Below are 20,269 nucleotides of genomic sequence, written 5' to 3' on the forward strand. Positions count from 1 at the left end.
ACTTATGCGCTGTTGCGCTCGTCAACCTGCTGTTTCACACTTTCCAGATCCATCACAGGTTTCTCATTGCCCATTAAGAAAGCAAGAGATTTTGTGTTGGGCAAATATTGAAAAGTAACGCGGATGATTCCCGTAATTGGAATGGCAATGATTGCGCCGGCAACGCCCCATAACACACCGAAGGCAACCACAGACGTGATGGTCATGAACGGATTCAAATCCACTTCTTTACCGACAACATAAGGTTGCGTAATGTAATTATCGATCATCTGTGCGGCCGTCATCACAATCAGCACGACCAGCACGCTCGACGGGCCGCCTGAAACCAATGCCAAAAGTGCAGCAAGTCCGCCTCCGATCGCATTGCCGACATACGGAATGAATGAAAAAACAGCCGCAATCAGCGCGAGCAAGAACGCATATTTGATGCCGCCAATTGTAAAACCGATGCCATATAAGATCGCAAGAATGATCATTGCTTTGAGCATGCCATAAAAATAGCCGCCCGATGTTTTGCGGATTTCCTTCAGAGCTTTCCGAACGCGCAGGTGATCCTCTTTTGGAAAATTGAGTAAGATAAATTCCTTAAAGCGCTCACGCTGAGACAAGAGCAGCACGACATAGACGATAATCAAAATAACATTTGCGATTGTCGACCCCACCGAGCCAAGCGCAGCCGAACCGCCACTTCCCAGCTTGGAAAGCATTGTTTTCGCCCGGTCAATTTGTGCTTTGGGGTCCAGCCCAGACTTTTCCTGAATAAAACCCTGCGCTTCTTTCAAGTATTTTGAGGTCGTTTTCTCAATTTCGGGCCAGTCGTTCGAGATCATTTTGGCCTGGATCGTAAGCAATCCGCCGAGGAAAACCAGGAATAAGAGCAACACCAATGTGCTGCCCGCGACGGCCAAACCTTTTGATAATTTTTTTGACATTAACCAATCCATAATCGGGATCAGCATCATCGCAAGGACCACGCCAATGGCAAATGGCGCTAGAAATGTTTTGCCAAAATAGAGTCCGGCAGGGATTGCGATCAATAACAACACCCAACTTAAAAATTTGGTTACGTCTTCCTTCATAGAGATGGTGGTTTTAATGCTCGATGGGTTAAAGAATCGTTCCAAAACGGTTTTGAGACGATTTGGAGCTGCATAAGGCAAGATTCTGCCCCGTTTCCGCTATGGCGTATACGTTTTTCAGCAATTGAATGCGGGGAGGCGACAATTTATTCCAGGCTGCTGGCGAAAGCCAATGCTTTTTTCAGATCCTCTTCTTTCTCGAAGCTGATCGCATTGTCTTTGAGATAGGCATTCAGCTGCTTTTTGTTATTTGCATAAATCCGGAGCAGATTTGGCCGGCTTGCCATCAAGACGCGCTCGTTTTTATCAATCAAAAAGAAGATGGCTCTACGCCGCAAGATCACTTTCTCATTGCCCTCCAAAGCCTGGAAATTGCCGTTTTGGTTAATGAAAGAGGAATAACTCGATATGGCGGAAGTCGCAGAATATTGGTCGTAGGATGCATATTTTTCCTTGCCTAGCCTTACCAAAAATTGCTTTCTGCCCAGCTTCGTGCCGCCGAAATCTTCAATTGCCTGCACGTGCCCGTGGCCTTTCAAATGATAGTAAAGACTGTCGCCAACGAAGATTTTGGAGATAAATTCACTGTCGTTGAAGATAAGCGTGTCTTTTTTTGCATCGATAAAAAGCACTTCGCCGTGCACCAGACTATAATTCATTTTGGCCTTCGAAATCTTGCCGCTTCTGAATAGAACCCGTCCATCCTGAAATTTATCAAACTGGTAACGCTCATTGAAAGGAATCACTTTCGACACGTCCGAGCCAGTTTTCACACGGTAAACGTCCCGCGTTTGCGCAAAAGCCGAGTTTCCCGACATTATCAGAACAGCAATTGCGAACCAGGTTTTCATCGTGAGGCCCATAACACATTGTTTTAATATTTCATGATAAATTTAGACAAATCCGGCAGATATTCCTTCTTCCGCGCCAATTCATATTCATAAATCAGCTGGCCCAAATTTTTCATAAACGGATAGCAAACTTCCTTGTATTCATATTTATCGTCATTATACACGCCATCTTCATTGGATTGCACCACGGAGGTCAGCATAAACTCAACTTTATTTTCAAAGTCAACAACAAACGCATTATCAATGATAAAGCCATAAGAATCGCCGTATTTATTAAATATGCGGATGTTCGGTTTCGGCTTGGTTTCCTTGTCAGCGCCGTAGAAAATGAACTTTGCGTACAAATCCCAGAAGTCTTTCGGATCATATTTTGGAAAATCGCTTTCAGTCGGATATTTGCTCATGTAAGTGTAAATGAGCTCGTAATCTTCCGGCTTCAAATTGAACCGCTCATTAACTGGAAACGCTTCCGGGAAAAGCAATTTTTTCATCACCGCCTGCTGATCCGAAATGCTGAATGCATTCTTATTGGCCATATTAAATGGCTTTGCTACGAACCGGTCAGAACTGTCCAGATAAGCCTTGCCCATCAGCGTGTTGGTCAATGGAAGCGGATAGTTTTCGGGGTCAAACTTTCCGTGCTGATAAAAAACGAGGCTGTCGCGCTCATAAAATGAAATTGGATTCGTGTGCCGCGAGGTGACTTCGGTGTCCTTCACCGCATAACGATTCAAGATCCTGCTCGTTGTCAATCCGTATTTCTTCAACTTTTGATTGATTTCCGCCCGGCTGATGAATTCATAAAGTCTGTTATAAGCATCATTATCACTGACAAGCAGGATTTTCTTGATATAATGTTCCAATGACGGAAGCCCGCTTGCCGAAGAACTGTCCCTCTCCACCGCGGTTTGCTTGGCAAATGCAGCGCCTGTCAGCATGGTGCTTTTCGCTGTCAGTCCCTTCACATTCAGCTCGTTGATTTTTTCAAGCGCAAAAATTACCGTGGGCAGTTTGACCGTGCTCGCGGGGAAAAAATAATGCAGGTCATTCAGGTTGTAGCTGTAACTTTTGAAATGCGGAACATTGTTTTTATCCCTATCAATTTGCGTGTAAAGGATCTGGACTTCATTCCTCGTCGGATGGTTCAGAATGCCCGAAAACAGCTCAGGTTTGCTTCGGAGCAACCTTTCGAGCAATAATGTGTCAGGTTGCTGCGCCTGGCAAAGCTGTGAAAGACCAACAAGCAAATAAGTAAAAAAACGAATCATCATGTCGATCTAATGTTATTCCTCCCAGCCAGGCAAATACGATCCTTCCTCTGTTTTTACCGAAGTGGCAACGGCCTCGTTGATGGTTTGCATTTCCGCCGCAGTCAAATCGCGCCATTTCCCGGTGGGCAGGTTGTCCAGCGTGACATTCATGATCCGCACCCGTTTCAGTTTCGTGACATGATAACCAAGATATTCGCACATGCGGCGGATTTGCCGGTTAAGGCCTTGCGTCAAGACGATGGTAAACACGTGGCTTGCCTCCTTTTTTACAAAACACTTTTTGGTTACTGTTCCTAAAATCGGCACACCGGAAGCCATTTTTAGAATAAAATCAGGTGTGATCATCTTGTCAACCGTCACCACATATTCTTTCTCATGGTTGTTGCCGGCCCGCAATATCTTGTTCACAATGTCGCCATCGCTCGTCAGAAATATCAGTCCTTCCGATGGCTTATCGAGCCTGCCGATTGGAAAAATCCGCTCCGGATGCCGAATGTAATCGATGATGTTGCCCTTAATGTCGCGCTCCGTCGTGCAAGTGATTCCCACGGGCTTGTTGAATGCAATGTAAACAGCCGCCTTCTTTACTTTTAGCAATTTCCCGTCAATCTTAACCTCTTCAGCCGCTGTTGCTTTGTCGCCCAAAACGGCGATTCTGCCATTCAACATTACGCGTCCCTGCTCCACGAGCTTATCTGCCTCACGCCGGGAACAGAAGCCCGTTTCACTTATAAATTTATTAATCCTGATCAAAATAGATGTTGTTAATCCGGCCGCTGAATGCCGGCAATGCATTATTATTTGAAAGCAAATTACTGCAAATCACAAAATTTATGCTGCTTTTATTAAAGATTCAGGCTCAATGTCTCTTTTGTCACCTAAGCTTCATTTATTCAAATCAAAAGAAGAAATCAGTTCACTCATGAAAAATCGTTTTTTACCAATTGCATTCCTTTTCTTGCTTTCCATCATCACCGCGCTCGCCCAGCCTGCCCGGCGGCCCGTTGAGGTCGTCGTAACGACTGACCGCGACGACTGGACTTACAAAACGGGCGACAAAGTGCAGTTTTTGATAACAGTGATGCGCAATGGAAATTTGGTAAAAAATGCGTCCGTGCGTTATGAAATCGGCCTTGAAAAATTAGATCCAACCATTCAACAAACCAAAATAGCAGCAGATGGCAAGCTCACCATCGATGGCGGAACGCTCAAAACACCAGGCTTTTTGCGCTGCCTTGCCTGGGTCACCGTTGATGGCATAGAATATCGCGGCATCGCGACAGCAGGATTTGACCCGTTGAAAATTGAGCCGACCGTAAGCAATCCGCAAGATTTCGACACGTTCTGGGCGAGCGCCAAAGAAGAACTGGCTGCGGTTCCTATGGATGCTAAAATGACATTGCTTCCCGAACGCTGCACGGAAAAGGTGAATGTATATCATCTCAATTTACAGAATCACAAAAAGGGCGTCCGCGTCTACGGCATTTTGAGCATTCCGAAAAAAGAAGGAAAATATCCCGCATTGCTTCGCGTCCCGGGTGCTGGTGTAAGAGCTTATTACGGCGATGTTGTAACGGCCGAAAAAGACATTATCACGCTGGAAATTGGGATTCACGGCATTCCTGTTATCATGGACCCGTCGGTTTATACGGATATGGGACTCGGACTTTTGAATGGTTATCCATCTTACAATCTGGACGACCGCGATAAGTTTTATTACAAAAAAGTTTACCTGGGCTGCGTCCGCGCCAATGATTTCCTGACCAGCCTGCCACAATATGACGGCACAAACCTCGCCGTAACAGGCGGAAGCCAGGGCGGCGCGTTGTCCATCATCACAGCCGGACTTGACCCGCGCGTGAAATGGCTGGGCGCGTTTTATCCGGCGTTAAGCGATGTGACGGGTTATTTGCACGGACGCGCAGGCGGCTGGCCACATTACTTTGATAAAAACGGAATCAAGGGAAACAACACAAAGGAAAAGGTTAACACGGTTGCTTATTATGATGTGGTCAATTTTGCGAGACGCGTGAAAGTGCCGGGATTATACATTTGGGGATTCAATGACGAAACCTGCCCGCCGACTTCTATGTATGCGTCGTATAATGTCACAAGCGCACCGAAGGAACTTAAACTTTTCCTGGACACAGGCCACTGGACTTATCAGGAAGAAAAGGATGTCATGAACAACTGGCTCATCGAAAAACTTACAAAGAAATAGTTTAAACCCCTTAACATGGATCGGAGAACCTTTATCGAGAAGTCTGCGCTTGCAGGCGCCGCACTATCCAGTGCGGCCTTCTCACCATTGCCACTTTTGAGCGCCGTTAGTCGCGCAGCTCCTTACCGGACCGCCCTCATTGGCGCAGGCTGGTGGGGAACGAACATTCTGCGCTGTGCTATTCAATCGGGTGAAAACAAGCTTGTTGCACTGTGCGATGTGGATGAAAATCAGCTCAAAGCGTGCGCTGCGGAAGTTTCCAAACTGACGCCGGACAAGCCTAAGCTTTACAAGGATTACCGCGAGCTTTTGGCAAAGGAAAAACCGGAAGTTGTAATCGTCGCGACGCCTGACCACTGGCATGCGCTCTGCTGCATTGCGGCCATTGAATCGGGCGCACACGTGTATGTTGAAAAACCAATTTCACATACAATTAAAGAAGGTCGCGCGATGGTGAATGCGACACGCAAGCACGGCAAAATCGTCCAGGTGGGAACGCACAGGCGCGTTTCTCCGCATAATGTGTCCGGGATGGAATTTCTAAAATCGGGTAAAGCTGGCAAAATCGGCATGGCACGGGCATTCGTACATTATGGCGGCGGGCCGGGTCAAAAAACGCCTGATTCTGAGCCGCCGCAGGGGTTGGATTGGGACTTTTACTGTGGCCCTGCACAGCTTTTGCCTTACAACAAGACAATGCATCCACGCGGATTTCGTAATTATCTGAACTTCGCAAACGGAACATTAGGCGACTGGGGAATCCATTGGCTGGATCAGGTGCTTTGGTGGTCGGAACAAAAATATCCGAGAAAAATCTACTCGACTGGCGGGCGGGCCATCCGGCAGGATAATACCGATGCGCCGGACCATCAGGTTGCGGTTTTTGATTTTGACGGTTTCACATTGGAATGGGAACACCGCAACTTTGCGGCTAACAATGCCGAAAAAACGCATCCGCAGCAAGCAGTAGGCGTTTACTTTTACGGAACAGAAGGCACATTTCACATGGGCTGGCTCGACGGCTGGACATTTTATCCGACAGATCCAAAGAAGCCAATCATTCACCAGGATGCGCAACTGAATAAGCCTGATGATCAGAACATTGCACAGCTTTGGGCAAACTTTATTGAGTCGATTAAAACAAACAAGCCTCCCATTTGTGAAATAGAAGTTGGACAGCGTTCAACGAATGTTGCACTGCTCGGGATGCTTTCCTACAAGCTTGGCAGAAGCATTGTCTGGGATGGGGAAAAGGAAACGATTGAGGGAGATCCGGAAGCAAATAAGTTGCTGAGCAGGGAATATCGGGGAGAGTGGAAATATCCGCAGGTCTGAAAATAAAGCAGGGATTGTTATCACTAACAATCCCTGATCATTTTAGTCGATCTTAACAACTTCCGCTGGAATGTTGTATTGATCTATAATTTCGCGTGTGAAACGGACATGACCTCTTGGTGCCATCAGGTATAATTTGGCGCCTTTCATGCCTGCAAGCTCGCTCAGCAACTTCCATTTAGAAATGCTTCCACGAAGCTGATCTGTTTTCATTGACACTTCAAGATAGTGTCTGTTGAACATATTTACGCCAGTAACATCCGGGGTAAATTTGGCATTGTCGGCGGCCCGTTCGTAGGACTTCGGTGTTTCAAATCCTTCCATATTGGCTTGGATATCCTTAAACCCATGCGCCTGTGCCCACTTTACCACAAGTGGAATAAATAATTCCTTTTCCATAATATTAAATGAATAATTTTTCTTAATCCCGTCGATCAGGGAACTTCATAAAAATCAAACTAAACTGAGAGGAAGTGTTTTACCGAAAGCAGTCTTGAATGTAGTATTCTTACTAATCATGCAAGTTACAGGTTTTTACCCGAATGAGCAAATCTTTCCTCCATCCGATTAGTCGTCCAGTTCGTCCAAAAAGCTGTTAAACGCCCTTTGCAGCTCCTGATGCGCCTTGGTGTTTTTCTGTAACATCGCCAGCGCCACGCCTTTGCGATAAATTTCCTCAGCCTTCTCAATTTTTTCGGCATTAGCAAAAAATGCACCAGCATGATAGTAGGTTGGCAGGTAATCCGGGTGTTCTGTCAACAGGATATCGAAAAATCGTTCGGCTTGGGCAGCGTCCGATTTGCTGTATTCAATTGCGAGCGCGTAAACATTGAAAGGATCGTTAGGATCGTCGTGATAAAAGCCCAGCAGACTCGTGAGTAAAGCGGTGTTCATTGTATATTATTATGCTTGCATACTATTTAAGATTTCCCTTAATTTGCCCGGACAAAGATATTTCCATACATAGAAAAATCAGTTAACGAAAAGCTCATGAAAATACTCGTTTGTATATCCAATGTGCCCGATACAACCGCTAAGATAACATTTACGGATAACGACACCAGACTTAATAAAACCGGCGTTCAATACATTATTGGCCCATACGATGATTACGCGCTTGCCCGGGGCGTCGAATTGAAGGAACAATCGGGCGGTTCGCTGACCGTGTTGCACGTGGGTGAAGCGGACGCTGATCCGCAGATCCGCAAGGCACTCGCCATCGGAGCCGATGATGCAATCCGTGTGAATGCAGATCCTTTGGACTCATATTTCGTGGCGGTGCAGATCGCCAATATTGCCAAACAGAACAGTTACGACCTGATTTTAATGGGTCGCGAATCGATTGATTATAACAGCGGCGTTGTTCACGGACTGGTTGGTGAAATGCTCGGCATTGCCTCTTATTCTCCCGTAATGAAGTTGGATATTGAAGGCGGTTTTGCAACCATCAGTAGGGAAATTGATGGTGGAAAAGAAGTGCTGAGAGCCCCGCTCCCACTCGTGCTGGGCTGCCAGGAACCCATTGCTGAGTGGAAAATCCCCAACATGCGTGGCATAATGACAGCAAGAACTAAACTGCTGCAAGTTGTTAAGGCTGTGGACGTTGAAAATATGACTTCTCCTGAAAAATATTTTTTACCAGCGCCAAAAGGTGCATGCAAAATGATCCCGGCAGATCAGGCGGAAACATTGATTCGTCTTTTGCAAACGGAGGCAAAAGTGCTCTAAGCTTGTTCATTTCAGTATTTTAAATCGAAAACGATCATGTCAGTCCTTATATATGTAGAACTGGATAACGGTTCAATCAAAAAAACATCGCTGGAAGCGGTTGCTTACGGCGCGAAAGTTGCAGAAAAAACCGGCGGCCCCGTTGTGGTTCTTGCCCTGGGGCAAGCAGACGAAATAGCGCTTCAAAAGGCTGGAAATTACGGAGCCACCAAAGTGCTGCACGCAGCCGACGAAAAGCTCACGCATGAAAACAGCCTTGCCTATGCGGATGCGCTTTCACAAGCCGTGACTCAGGAAAATAGCAAGGTGATTATTTTGTCAAAATCGGGTCTGGGCGATGCAATGGCTGCTCGTGCGGCTGCGAAGCTTAAAGCCGGCATTGTTTCCGGTGTCACAGCATTGCCAGAAATTGACGCAACATTCAAGGTTAAGAGAGGCATTTTTACAGGAAAAGCATTCGCTACGACCGAAGTGAAATCGGATGTGAAGATCCTGGTTATCAAAAAGAATGTCATTGAAATTGATGAAAACGACGTGGCTTCTGCCCAAGCAACCGTTGAGCCATTTGCGCCGCAATTGCGCGAAAACGACTTCCAGGCTTCGGTGATCAGTGTTGAAAAAGCGAATTTGGAATTATCGCTTACCGAGGCACAAGTCATTGTTTCGGGCGGACGCGGCATGAAAGGGCCGGAAAACTGGCAGCCACTTTTGGATCTGGCCAAGGCGCTGGGTGCGGCCACAGGCTGTTCCAAGCCCGTTTCTGACTTGGATTGGCGGCCGCATCATGAACACATTGGCCAAACAGGAATTAAAGTTGCCCCCAATCTTTACATTGCCTGCGGAATTTCAGGCGCGATTCAGCACCTCGCTGGTGTGAATGGTTCCAAATGCATTGTCGTCATCAATAAGGATCCCGAGGCGCCATTTTTCAAGTCCGCTGACTATGGAATTGTAGGCGATGTGTTTGAAATATTGCCAAAACTAACGGAAGCGGCAAAAAAGCTTTAAGTGCCAGATTTATGCGGCATTGAAATTAATTCGAATAAATGCTGCCAGGTTCAATTAAAAACATTGCTTAAAATCAGATAATTAACTGCTATTATTTTCATTGAACTGTCAATGAGACTCTTCTTAACCCGTGGCGCATTTTTTTATGCAGCACGGGTTAATTATTTTTGCAACTTCGATCAGAAATTGATAAAATACTCACCACAACTGTTAATCAAACCTGCGCTTTTAGTTTTAACGTGAAAAAAATAAAGTTAGAAATTCTCGGGCTGTCCCCAAGCCAATCCCAAGCCGGCTCCTTCGCACTGGTTCTTGGAGAAGAGTTAGGCAATCGCCGCCTGCCTATTATCATTGGTGTGTTCGAGGCACAGGCCATTGCTGTTCAAATTGAAAACATAGTTCCAAACCGCCCCATGACGCATGATTTGTTCAAATCATTCGCGGACGGAATGAATTATACATTAAAGGAAATCGTCATTTCTGATCTCAAAGAAGGGATTTTTTATGCCAAAATCGTTTGCACGGACAGTTTAAGAGAAGTGGAAATCGATGCGCGCCCCTCCGACGCAATTGCCATAGGATTGCGTTTTGACATCCCGATCTTCACTTACGAGGCCATTCTTTCCGAAGCTGGAATTGTGTCGAGCTCCCTTACCGAGGATGAAGATGACGACGATGATGCCGTAAAAGAAACATTGAAACCTTCGGGAACCGGAAAAGATCAGATGCGTGACCTGTCTTTTGACGAGTTGCAACGCATGCTGGACGATGCGCTTGCCAAAGAAGATTATGAAAAGGCCGCCAGCATCCGTGACGAAATGGGTCGCAGGAATTGATTAACGACAATTTGTTAGTTAAAAATAGTTAAGGATCGCGCCGTTTTGAGCCTATTGACATTATAATTCTTATTTTTGCCACTGTTCACTTACCAAACTGGACAACTGCTGAGCGAAACTTTACGCAATTATGCCTAAGAAAAAGAAGATTGGAAGTTACCCCAATGCAATGATTGTGATGAGCCTCACGGCTGCATTATTTTTGATCGGTTTTTGCGGGCTGCTGGTGATCCAATCCAAAAAACTGGTTTCCATTATCCGCCAGAACATTGAAGTCAGGGTTTTTGTAGACAAAGAGGAAACAACGGCCGGCCGGGACTCCATATTGAGCGTTATCAAAGCGAAACCTTACGTGCTGGTTTCCACCGAAGTTACACCCATCACATTCGTTTCCAAAGAAGAGGCTGCCAAAGAATTTATTGAAGGAACAAAAGAAGATTTCGCTGCTTTTTTGGGTGAAAATCCTCTTCGTGACAGTTATCGCGTCAAAATCCAAGAAGACTATTTCGAAGAAGCCAAGTTGCAGCTCATCAAAAAAGACCTTGAAAAAATAAAGGGCGTTTATGAAGTGGTTTACCAGGAAGACCTGGCTGACAACATCAATAAAAATGTCACCAAAATTTACGTAGTCCTGGCAAGCTTTGCATTGATCATGCTCATTATCATTGTCTTACTTGTAAATAACACCATTAAACTCGCGATTTATTCACAACGTTTCCTGATCCGCAGCATGCAGCTTGTAGGCGCGACGAACGGATTTATTCAGCGTCCCTATGTAGTGCGTGGCGCAGTGCAGGGTTTGATCGGCGGAATTCTCGCAGCTGTGTTGCTGATTGTTTTGCAACAATTGGCTGTGCGCAATGTGGAAGGCCTTGCAATGTTACAGGAATACGATAAGATCATTTTGCTGGTGGTTGCTGTGCTTACACTTGGCGTCCTGATTGGCATTTCGAGCACCTATCAATCACTCGCGCGCTATTTGAGAATGGCGCTGGATGACTTATACTAAGCTTTTCAGCCTGATTCACTGACTTTATTAAAAACAGCAAAATCTTAAAACAATGAGTAACGCAAAAAACGAACTCCCATTTTCGACATCGAATTATACGACGATGTTGATTGGCATAGCAGTCATTTTGGCTGGCTTTCTGATCATGACCTTCGACAGCAGCGAATTCGGTTTCGGATTTCTCGGGCTTACGCTTGGGCCGCTGATTACGATTGCGGGCTTCATCATTGAATTTTGGGCAATTTTACGTAAACCCAAAAATTCATGAGCATTTGGCAAGCCATTATTTTAGCAATTGTTGAAGGGATTACAGAGTTTTTGCCCGTTTCTTCTACCGGCCACATGATTATCGCTTCCTCGTTTATGGGGATCAGTCATTTGGAGTTTACCAAAATGTTTACGGTTAACATTCAGTTTGGTGCGATATTGTCCGTTCTGGTGCTCTACTGGAAACGCTTTTTCCAAACCGCAGACTTCTATTTCAAGTTATTTGTTGCATTTCTTCCCGCTGCCGTGATCGGTTTTGTGTTGAATGATTTCATTGATGCAATGCTTGAGAACGTGGTTGTGGTTGCCGTCTCCCTTTTGGTCGGTGGCATTATCCTGATCTTCATTGATCGCATCGCGAATGATAACACGCGCGAGAGAGAAATTTCCTATTTCGACGCGCTTAAAATCGGCTTTTTTCAATGCATAGCAATGATTCCGGGCGTTTCAAGATCTGCTTCAACCATTATCGGCGGCATGTTGCAGGGACTTTCCCGCAAGCAGGCAGCTGAGTTTAGTTTCTTTCTGGCTGTTCCCACCATGGCTGCGGCAGGCGGTTACAAGCTGCTGAAAACCTATGATACAATCCAGGCGGAAGACATTAAAGTGCTTTTGATAGGAAATCTGGTTGCATTCGTTGTTGCCATGCTTGCTATCAAGTTCTTTATCAGCTTTTTGACCAAATATGGCTTCAAGGTTTTCGGTTATTACCGGATCATTCTGGGCTTGATCCTTTTGGGATTGCTCGCCTCAGGTTACAAGCTGGACATTGTCTAAGCGCTTCATTTAATACGCATCCGCAATTTGAATAACGAAGATAACATACCGGACGAAGGCGAAGTCATACTTATCGACAAGCCCTTGACCTGGACATCATTTGACGTGGCCAACAAGCTGAAAAGGGCTTGTAAATTCAAGAAAATCGGCCACGCAGGCACTCTGGACCCGCTTGCAACAGGATTGCTGATCCTCTGCACCGGCAAAAAAACCAAGCAGATCGACTCTTATCAGGCACAGGAAAAAGAATACACGGGCACATTGATTTTGGGTAAAACAACGCCCTCCATTGATCTGGAAACAGCGTTCGATGCGGAATTTCCAACCACGCACATCACGCCTGAAATCCTTGAAAAAGCCCGAGTGGCTTTGACCGGAAGCATCTTGCAAACTCCCCCGATTTATTCTGCCTTACGTGTTGACGGCGAGCGACTTTACAAAAAAGCGCGGCGCGGAGAAGAAGTCGAGATCAAAAAGCGCAGTGTCGAAATTTCCCTTTTCGAAATCAACGCAAAACACTTCCCGGCAATTGATTTTCGGATCATTTGTTCAAAAGGAACGTATATTCGCAGCATGGTTCGCGATTTTGGTCAACTGGCGGGCAGCGGAGCTTACATGAGCGCGCTTTGCAGAACCAGGATCGGCGAATTTGAATTAAAAAATGCATGGAATCTGACCGATTTCATTCATCAAAAAAGAGTAGCATTGAAGTTAGAAGCGGACGAATGAATATTTATCACAGCCTCGATTCCTTTGAAAAACTGGAATACGGCGTCGTAACAAGTGGCACTTTTGACGGTGTCCATCTTGGACATAAAAAAATCCTTTCCCGGCTCCGGGAAATCAGTGAACAATCTGGCGGTGAGACGGTTGTGCTAACATTCTGGCCACATCCACGGACCGTTGTTTCAGATGACAGCCAATCGCTGCAATTGCTTTCCACGATTGACGAAAAGATTGAACTGTTCTCCCAGCTTGGCATTCAACACCTGGCTATTGTTCCGTTTACACGTGCATTTTCTGAGCTTTCCTCGCATGAATTTATCCAGCAGATCTTGGTTGAGCGGATTGGGACGAAAAAACTGGTGATTGGTTATGACCACCGTTTCGGCAGAAATCGTGAAGGCAGCTTTGAGTTCTTACAGGAAAACTGCTCTTCCTATGGATTTGAAGTGGAGGAAATTCCGCGCGAAGACATTGAAAACATGGCGATCAGCTCTTCACGAATCCGTAAGTCGCTGATTACCGGACACATAAGTGAAGCAAATGAATTGCTTGGCCGAGCTTATTCATTGTCCGGCACTGTGGTAAAGGGCAAGCAACTGGGCCGAACCATTGGTTTCCCAACCGCCAATCTGCATTTGCACGAATCCTATAAACTGATTCCTATGAATGGCGTTTATATAATCAATGCGACACATAACGACCTGACATTTAAGGGAATGCTGAACATTGGCGTGCGTCCAACCGTCGACGGGACCATGCGCACAATCGAAGCGCATTTGTTTGATTTCAATCAGGAAATTTACGGTGAGGATCTGAAACTGGAACTGCTGCATTATCTCCGCCCCGAACAGAAATTTGACAATTTGGATATGCTCGTGCAGCAGATTAACATTGACAAGCAGAATTCGCAGCATTACTTTCTATAAAACCAGCCTAACCTTACGTCGAAAGCGTGTCTTAACGGCACGCTTTTATTGTTATACGTTTTGTCTACATTTATAAAATCAAGTAATCTCAATTCCTCTGTATGCAACATTACGACGCGATTGTAATCGGTTCAGGTCAGGCTGGAACGCCCCTTTCGAAAAAACTGGCTGAGTCCGGGCTGAAAACGGCACTTATTGAGCGGCGTTGGGTTGGCGGGACTTGCGTTAACGACGGCTGCTCCCCTACCAAAGCCATGATCGCGTCGGCAAAAGCGGCTTGGTCAATGTATCACAGTAAAAGTCTGGGCGTCATAACCGATCAATTCTATGTCGATTTCTCGGCGATTATGAAGCGCAAAGACGACATTGTGCACCGGATGCGAAACGGGTCTGAAAAAGGAATCAAGGGAACGAAAAATCTGGATTTGCATTACGGAACAGCCACATTTTCAGGTGAAAAGGAAATCACCGTAACGATGAACAATGGCGGCTCGGCCGTTTTAACTGCTGACAAATTTTTCATTAACACAGGGGAAAAACCATCGATACCAAAAATTGAAAACATTGAAAATGTCGAATATTTAACTTCCACGACAATCCTGGAACTGGAAAGCATTCCGGAACATTTACTCGTGCTTGGAAGTGGTTACATTGGATTGGAATTTGGTCAGATGTTTAGACGGTTCGGCAGTAAAGTGACTATTTTGGAACCATCCGAGCGCATTCTTAAAAAAGAGGATGCAGACATTGCCCAAGAAGTGATGAAGGTTTTAAAGGAAGAGCAAATTGAAATTTTGACAAAAACAAAAGCGGTTTCAGTTTCCAAAAACGGCGATCAAATCAATGTTACGACCGAGACAGACGGAAAGCAAACCCAGCTTTCATGTTCCCATATCCTCGTTGCAACAGGCAGGAGGCCGCAAACGAAAGAACTTGCGCTTGAAAAAGCCGGCGTAGAAACAGATGAAAAGGGTTACATTAAAGTCAATGACAAGCTGGAAACGACCGCGGCCGACATTTACGCATTGGGTGATGTGAAAGGAGGCCCGGCTTTCACACACATTTCCTATGACGATTTCCGGATCATTAGCGAGAATGTCATCAATCACGGCAATGCGTCGATTAAAGACAGGCTTGTCCCCTATTGCATGTTCATTGATCCGCAGCTGGGGCGCGTTGGCATGACAGAGCAGGAAGCGCGCGAGCAGGGATTGGACGTTATAGTCGCAACAATCAAGAATGATAGCGTTGCCCGGGCGATTGAAACCGGCGACACGCGAGGCATGATGAAGGCAGTGATCGATGCCAAAACCAAACAGATCCTGGGAGCCGCTGTGCTGGCCGAACAAGGCGGTGAAATTGTCACGATTTTGCAAATGGCCATGATGGGCAATGTCACTTACGACCGCATTAAAGATGGCGTTTTTGCCCACCCGACCTACGCAGAATCGCTTAACAACCTGTTTATGACCCTTGATAAATAGTCCTTCTCACAGTTTGCCAAAACAAACTCATGATCATTGCCGAACAAATCAGCAAAGTTTTTAATGATATAAAGGCAGTTGACAACATTTCTTTTACCGTAAAAGAAGGCGAGACGATGGTTTTGCTGGGCACGAGCGGATGCGGAAAAACAACGACGCTCAAAATGCTTAATCGCCTCATTGAAGCATCGTCCGGTTCAATTTCCATTGATGGAAAAAATATCTTTGACCAAAAACCCGAAGTTTTAAGACGTACAATCGGCTACGTTTCCCAAAATAATGGCTTGTTTCCGCATTACACGGTCGAGGAGAATGTCGCCGTCGTGCCTAGGTTGCTGGGTTGGGACAAGGCCAGAACCCGCAAAAGGGCCCAAGAATTGCTCGATCAGTTGAAATTGCCGTTGTCGGCATTCGGTCACAAATATCCTGACGAACTCAGCGGCGGACAGCAACAGCGCGTCACCATTGCCCGTGCGCTTATTTCAGATCCGCCCGTGCTGCTTATGGACGAACCTTTTGGCGCCTTGGACCCCATCACGCGGGCAGGCGTCCGCAAGGAATTTCTGGAATTGCCGGAGTTGAAAAGCAAGACCATCGTCCTTGTCACGCACGATGTGCAGGAAGCTTTCGAGCTTGGCGATCACATTTGTTTGATGGATAAGGGCAAAATCGTCCAGGCGGGCACTGCAAAGGATCTGGTGCTGCGGCCGGCGAATGATTTTACCAAAACATTCTTCGATAACCAGCGCTTCTTCCTGGAAATGAGTGCATTGACATTCAGTGATATTTGGGAAACATTGGAAACAAATGACAACTGGGAAGCGGAAGACACAATTAATTCTGCTTTGATAATTAAGTCAAATATTACGTTGTGGGACGGGATGCAACTGCTGTCAGCGGCCAAAAATGACGCCTTGCTGATTCATGACAAGGATTTGAATGAGCGAAAAGTTTTCACAATGACCGCGATTCAGGATGGCTATAAAACCATAAAAGAGCGAATCTGATGGAAGAACAGCAAAGTTTATGGGCTTTTATGGCGCAACAATCCGACAAGCTTTTGAGCCAGACGCTCGCGCACATTGGCTTAACCTGCATTTCGTTGCTGGCCGCCGTGCTCGTTGGATTGCCGTTGGGAATTTGGATTGCGCAACGCAAGAAAGCCGCATGGTTTGTGCTTGGCATTGCAGGCATTTTGCAGACCATTCCTAGCATTGCATTGCTTGGTTTCATGATTCCATTGCTCGGCATTGGCGCGCTTCCTGCCATAACTGCATTATTTTTATATGCTCTGCTCCCCATTATCAGAAACACTTATACGGGCATTCGCGGCGTGAATGCTGCGGTGACTGAATCGGCGAGGGGAATGGGAATGAGTCCATGGCAAGTGCTTTTTAATGTTGAGCTTCCGCTCGCCATGCCTGTGATTTTGGCTGGCATTCGAACAGCAACCGTAATCAATGTTGGCGTCGCGACGCTGGCGGCTTACATTGCAGCGGGCGGTTTGGGGGAGTTCATTTTTGGAGGCATCGCACTGAACAACGCCAACATGATTCTTGCAGGCGCCATTCCGGCAGCTCTGTTAGCGATCATTCTGGACTTTTTGCTTTCATTGGTTCAAAATGCCAATGTGCGGAAAATGCGAAAAGTCACAGTCCTGCTGCCGGGCTTGCTTCTGCTGTGTTCGTCATTTTACGTTTTTCCTTATGCCGGTGCCAAAATGCTAGGCGGTTTTACGCCCGAATTTATGGGACGCGAAGATGGTTATTTGGGCCTGAAATCCAAATACAAACTCAATATGCCAACTGTCGTCATCAGTGACGCGGTGATGTACAAAGCGGCTTTCGAAAAGAAGATCGACGTTATCAGCGGATACAGTACGGATGGTCGATTGAAGGCATATGACCTCGTGACATTGGAAGATGACAAGCAAATTTTCCCACCCTATTACGCCTCCCCATTGGTTAGAAAGGATGTTTTGGCCAAATATCCCGAGCTTGAACAGGCGCTGAACCTGCTTGCGGGCAAGATCAATGACTCCATTATGACTGAGCTTAATTATCGGGTTGATTATTTAAAGCAAGTCCCTGAAAAAGTCGCTTATGATTTTGTAAAAACACAAAATCTATACAAAAAACCAAGAAACGGCAACAAAGGGACCATCCGGCTTGGCTCTAAAATCTTTGCCGAGCAGTACATTCTCATCAATATTTACAAAGCGCTCATCGAAGGGAATACAGACTTAAAGGTTGACACAAAAACGGGTTTGGGTGGAACCAAGATATGTTTTGATGCATTAACCAATAATGAAATCGACATGTATCCCGAATACACGGGCACTGGTCTGCTCGTCATCCTGAAACCTTCCAGAAACGAATTAATAAAGCTCGCTGGAAGCCGTGAAAAGGTTTTTCAGTTTGTAAAAAATGGCTTTGCAAAGCAGTATGATCTTGAATGGCTCAAACCCATTGGCTTTAATAATGCTTATGCCTTAATGATGCGAAAAGAGCAGGCACAATCATTGAATATACGTTCTATTACAGATTTGAAAGATTATGTATCCACTGACAACCACCACCCTTAGCGACACATATAACACCGTAAGAAGTTACTCTGAAAAGATATGTGAACCGCTCGAAACCGAAGATTATGTGCCTCAACCCGTGCCGTTTGTAAGTCCCCCAAAGTGGCATCTGGCGCATTCAACATGGTTTTTTGAAACATTTATTCTAAAACCATTCCTTCCCGATTACAAAGTCTTTGACACCGATTATAATTATTTGTTCAACAGCTATTACAACAATGTCGGCGAACGCACATTGCGGACCGACAGGGGAAATGTTACACGGCCCACCACCAAAAATGTGTATGCCTACCGGCAACATGTAGATCGCTGCATGGAAGAATTATTGGAGTCGCTGACTGATCCGACGGCACTGGCACTTGTTGAGCTCGGCTTGCACCACGAGCAGCAGCATCAGGAATTGCTGGTGACGGACATTAAATACATTCTTGGTCATAATCCCCTTTTTCCCGTTTATCAATCCGGCTACAATCTCGTCAATGATGAAAATCAGGACGCTGGCTTTCTGGCCGTCAGCGAAGGCGTTTATGAGGTTGGGTTCAATGGTGAAGGGTTTAGTTTTGACAATGAACTGGGTCGTCATAAAGTTTATTTACACAACTTCGAAATTTCAAAATCACTTGTCACGAATGCAGATTTCATGGCATTCATAGAAGCTGGCGGTTATCAGGATTTCAATTTGTGGCTTGATGAAGGCTGGTCTTGGGTCAATGAAAATGACATTGCCTCGCCCATGTATTGGCACAAAATAGGAGGCGAATGGCACTATTTTACACTGGGAGGATTACAGAAAGTCAATCCGAATGCCATTTTAAGCCACATTAGCTTTTACGAAGCATCGGCCTTTGCACAATGGAAAGGCATGCGTTTGCCAACCGAATTCGAATGGGAGATTGCGTCTGAACAGCTGGACTGGGGCAAGCGCTGGGAATGGACGAACAGTTCATATTTGCCTTATCCGGGATTTTCAAAGGCGCCGGGAGCGGTTGGTGAGTATAATGGAAAGTTTATGATCAACCAAATGGTGCTTCGCGGAGCCTCCGTTGGCACTTCACCCAATCACAGTCGGAATACGTATCGTAACTTTTTTCACGCACACGAACGCTGGCAATACACGGGCATCCGCCTTGTCAAGTAACTGCATTTATTTAAAATTATGTCTGAAAATACATTTGCAAAAGATATACATTCAGGTCTTTCCGCACCATTTAAGCACATTTCTTCCAAATATTTTTACGATGACATAGGCAGCGGGATTTTTCAGGATATTATGAAAATGCCTGAATATTACCCGACTGCGTGTGAATTTGAGATTCTCTCAATGCAAAGTGCGCAGATTATTGCGAGGCTGAATTTCAATGAACCATTCAACATTGTAGAATTCGGCGCGGGCGATGGAATTAAGACCCGTCAGCTTTTGAAACAGCTTGTTGACAAAGACGTTGACTTTTCATATGTTCCGATCGATATTTCCAAAAGGGCAATTGAAGAACTAGAAGCCAATATGCTCGAACATTTGCCTTCATTGAAGATCAAGCCAATGATCGGCAATTACTTTTCCATGATTGAGGCGTTGTCCGCTGCAAAGGAGGCTAGCTTGTTTCTCTTCCTTGGCGGCAACATTGGAAATTATGAAAAGGATGAAGTCGATGCGCTGCTTACAAGCTTTCAAAAAAGCATGAAGCCAGGCGATAAATTGCTGACCGGGTTCGATTTACAAAAAAATCCATCGACGATCCGTTATGCTTACGACGATCCTGCCGGAATCACCAAGGCATTCAATATGAATCTGTTACACCGGATAAATCGAGAACTGGGTGGCAACATTCAAACCAACCAATTCGATTTTTATTCGTACTACAACCCAACAAACGGTGAAGTAAGAAGTTATCTGGTCAGTTTGGCAAAACAAAAAATACATTTACAACTCATCGACAAATGCTATGATTTCGAGCAAAACGAGCTCATCCGCACCGAGTTATCCAGAAAATATACGTTAAAAGAAATCGAAGCCGCCGCCACCAAAAACGGCTTCAAACTTCTAGAACACTTCCTGGATTGCAAGCATTATTTTACGGATAGTCTTTGGGTGAAGTGAGCAACTGGCCAGGAGTTTCTAGCCAGAGTCCAGGCTTTGATTTTAATGGGAAATCGCTAATTTAGCTTC

Annotated in this window: 21 protein-coding genes; 15 read left to right on the top strand and 6 right to left on the bottom strand. The window is 45.6% G+C overall.

Annotated elements, in window-relative coordinates:
• Positions 1-2 precede the first annotated feature (2 nt).
• The 4 genes from LZG73_RS05995 to rluF form a co-directional block, all read right to left on the bottom strand.
• Positions 3-1,079: an AI-2E family transporter gene (locus LZG73_RS05995; RefSeq protein ID WP_233846877.1), complete on the bottom strand. Its 1,077-nt coding sequence runs from the start codon at positions 1,077-1,079 to the stop codon at positions 3-5.
• A 146-nt stretch (positions 1,080-1,225) separates the two neighbouring features.
• A complete protein-coding gene (locus LZG73_RS06000; RefSeq protein ID WP_233846879.1) occupies positions 1,226-1,942 on the bottom strand; it encodes a hypothetical protein in 717 nt (238 codons plus the stop codon).
• Between the two features lie 11 nt (positions 1,943-1,953).
• Positions 1,954-3,201, bottom strand: a complete 1,248-nt coding sequence (locus tag LZG73_RS06005) for a serine hydrolase (protein WP_233846881.1) — start codon at positions 3,199-3,201, stop codon at positions 1,954-1,956.
• Between the two features lie 12 nt (positions 3,202-3,213).
• Positions 3,214-3,996: a 23S rRNA pseudouridine(2604) synthase RluF gene (gene rluF, locus LZG73_RS06010; protein ID WP_233846883.1), complete on the bottom strand. Its 783-nt coding sequence runs from the start codon at positions 3,994-3,996 to the stop codon at positions 3,214-3,216.
• Positions 3,997-4,123: 127 nt separating this feature from the next.
• On the opposite strand from rluF, the gene LZG73_RS06015 reads away from it, so the two are divergent.
• Together LZG73_RS06015 and LZG73_RS06020 are read left to right on the top strand one after the other, a co-directional pair.
• Positions 4,124-5,422, top strand: a complete 1,299-nt coding sequence (locus tag LZG73_RS06015; protein ID WP_233846884.1) for an acetylxylan esterase — start codon at positions 4,124-4,126, stop codon at positions 5,420-5,422.
• A 15-nt stretch (positions 5,423-5,437) separates the two neighbouring features.
• Positions 5,438-6,757: a Gfo/Idh/MocA family protein gene (locus LZG73_RS06020; protein WP_233846885.1), complete on the top strand. Its 1,320-nt coding sequence runs from the start codon at positions 5,438-5,440 to the stop codon at positions 6,755-6,757.
• 42 nt (positions 6,758-6,799) lie between these two features.
• On the opposite strand, the gene LZG73_RS06025 is transcribed toward LZG73_RS06020, so the two are convergent.
• Complete coding sequence (locus LZG73_RS06025) at positions 6,800-7,156, bottom strand: hypothetical protein (RefSeq protein WP_026632110.1); 357 nt, start codon at positions 7,154-7,156, stop codon at positions 6,800-6,802.
• Positions 7,157-7,324: 168 nt separating this feature from the next.
• Positions 7,325-7,651, bottom strand: coding sequence for a tetratricopeptide repeat protein (locus LZG73_RS06030; RefSeq protein WP_233846886.1), 327 nt, complete (start codon positions 7,649-7,651; stop codon positions 7,325-7,327).
• Positions 7,652-7,747: 96 nt separating this feature from the next.
• Here LZG73_RS06030 and LZG73_RS06035 point away from each other — a divergent pair, with 96 nt between their 5' ends.
• The 13 genes from LZG73_RS06035 to LZG73_RS06095 all read left to right on the top strand — a co-directional run bounded on the left by LZG73_RS06035 (position 7,748) and on the right by LZG73_RS06095 (position 20,200).
• Positions 7,748-8,485 (top strand): electron transfer flavoprotein subunit beta/FixA family protein, encoded by a 738-nt coding sequence (locus LZG73_RS06035; RefSeq protein WP_233846887.1) that lies wholly within the window; start codon positions 7,748-7,750, stop codon positions 8,483-8,485.
• Positions 8,486-8,521: 36 nt separating this feature from the next.
• Positions 8,522-9,493, top strand: a complete 972-nt coding sequence (locus tag LZG73_RS06040; protein ID WP_233846888.1) for an electron transfer flavoprotein subunit alpha/FixB family protein — start codon at positions 8,522-8,524, stop codon at positions 9,491-9,493.
• Positions 9,494-9,732: 239 nt separating this feature from the next.
• Positions 9,733-10,329 (top strand): bifunctional nuclease family protein, encoded by a 597-nt coding sequence (locus tag LZG73_RS06045; protein ID WP_233846889.1) that lies wholly within the window; start codon positions 9,733-9,735, stop codon positions 10,327-10,329.
• A gap of 130 nt (positions 10,330-10,459) precedes the next feature.
• Entirely contained in the window at positions 10,460-11,338 is an 879-nt protein-coding gene (locus LZG73_RS06050; RefSeq protein WP_233846890.1) for an ABC transporter permease, read from the top strand.
• Between the two features lie 52 nt (positions 11,339-11,390).
• The gene (locus LZG73_RS06055; protein WP_233846891.1) at positions 11,391-11,606 is read left to right on the top strand and encodes a DUF3098 domain-containing protein; all 216 of its coding nucleotides are present in this window, start codon (positions 11,391-11,393) and stop codon (positions 11,604-11,606) included.
• Entirely contained in the window at positions 11,603-12,382 is a 780-nt protein-coding gene (locus LZG73_RS06060) for an undecaprenyl-diphosphate phosphatase (protein ID WP_233846892.1), read from the top strand. Before LZG73_RS06055 ends, LZG73_RS06060 begins: the two co-directional genes overlap by 4 nt.
• 27 nt (positions 12,383-12,409) lie before the next feature.
• Positions 12,410-13,111 carry a tRNA pseudouridine(55) synthase TruB gene (gene truB / locus LZG73_RS06065; protein WP_233846893.1) on the top strand — a complete coding sequence of 234 codons (702 nt, stop codon included), beginning with the start codon at positions 12,410-12,412 and terminating at the stop codon, positions 13,109-13,111.
• Entirely contained in the window at positions 13,108-14,034 is a 927-nt protein-coding gene (locus LZG73_RS06070) for a bifunctional riboflavin kinase/FAD synthetase (protein ID WP_233846894.1), read from the top strand. The genes truB and LZG73_RS06070 overlap by 4 nt, the downstream gene beginning before the upstream one ends.
• A 101-nt stretch (positions 14,035-14,135) precedes the next feature.
• The gene (locus tag LZG73_RS06075; protein WP_233846895.1) at positions 14,136-15,518 is read left to right on the top strand and encodes a mercuric reductase; all 1,383 of its coding nucleotides are present in this window, start codon (positions 14,136-14,138) and stop codon (positions 15,516-15,518) included.
• A gap of 29 nt (positions 15,519-15,547) precedes the next feature.
• On the top strand, positions 15,548-16,525 hold the full coding sequence (locus LZG73_RS06080; RefSeq protein WP_310588375.1) for an ABC transporter ATP-binding protein: 978 nt from the start codon (positions 15,548-15,550) through the stop codon (positions 16,523-16,525).
• Positions 16,525-18,102, top strand: coding sequence for an ABC transporter permease/substrate-binding protein (locus LZG73_RS06085; RefSeq protein ID WP_233846896.1), 1,578 nt, complete (start codon positions 16,525-16,527; stop codon positions 18,100-18,102). Before LZG73_RS06080 ends, LZG73_RS06085 begins: the two co-directional genes overlap by 1 nt.
• On the top strand, positions 18,074-19,240 hold the full coding sequence (egtB, locus tag LZG73_RS06090) for an ergothioneine biosynthesis protein EgtB (RefSeq protein ID WP_233846897.1): 1,167 nt from the start codon (positions 18,074-18,076) through the stop codon (positions 19,238-19,240). Before LZG73_RS06085 ends, egtB begins: the two co-directional genes overlap by 29 nt.
• An 18-nt stretch (positions 19,241-19,258) precedes the next feature.
• The gene (locus LZG73_RS06095; protein ID WP_233846898.1) at positions 19,259-20,200 is read left to right on the top strand and encodes an L-histidine N(alpha)-methyltransferase; all 942 of its coding nucleotides are present in this window, start codon (positions 19,259-19,261) and stop codon (positions 20,198-20,200) included.
• The last annotated feature ends 69 nt before the right edge of the window (positions 20,201-20,269 follow it).

The sequence above is a fragment of the Dyadobacter sp. CY326 genome (assembly GCF_021390515.1).
Taxonomy (GTDB): Bacteria; Bacteroidota; Bacteroidia; order Cytophagales; family Spirosomataceae; genus Dyadobacter.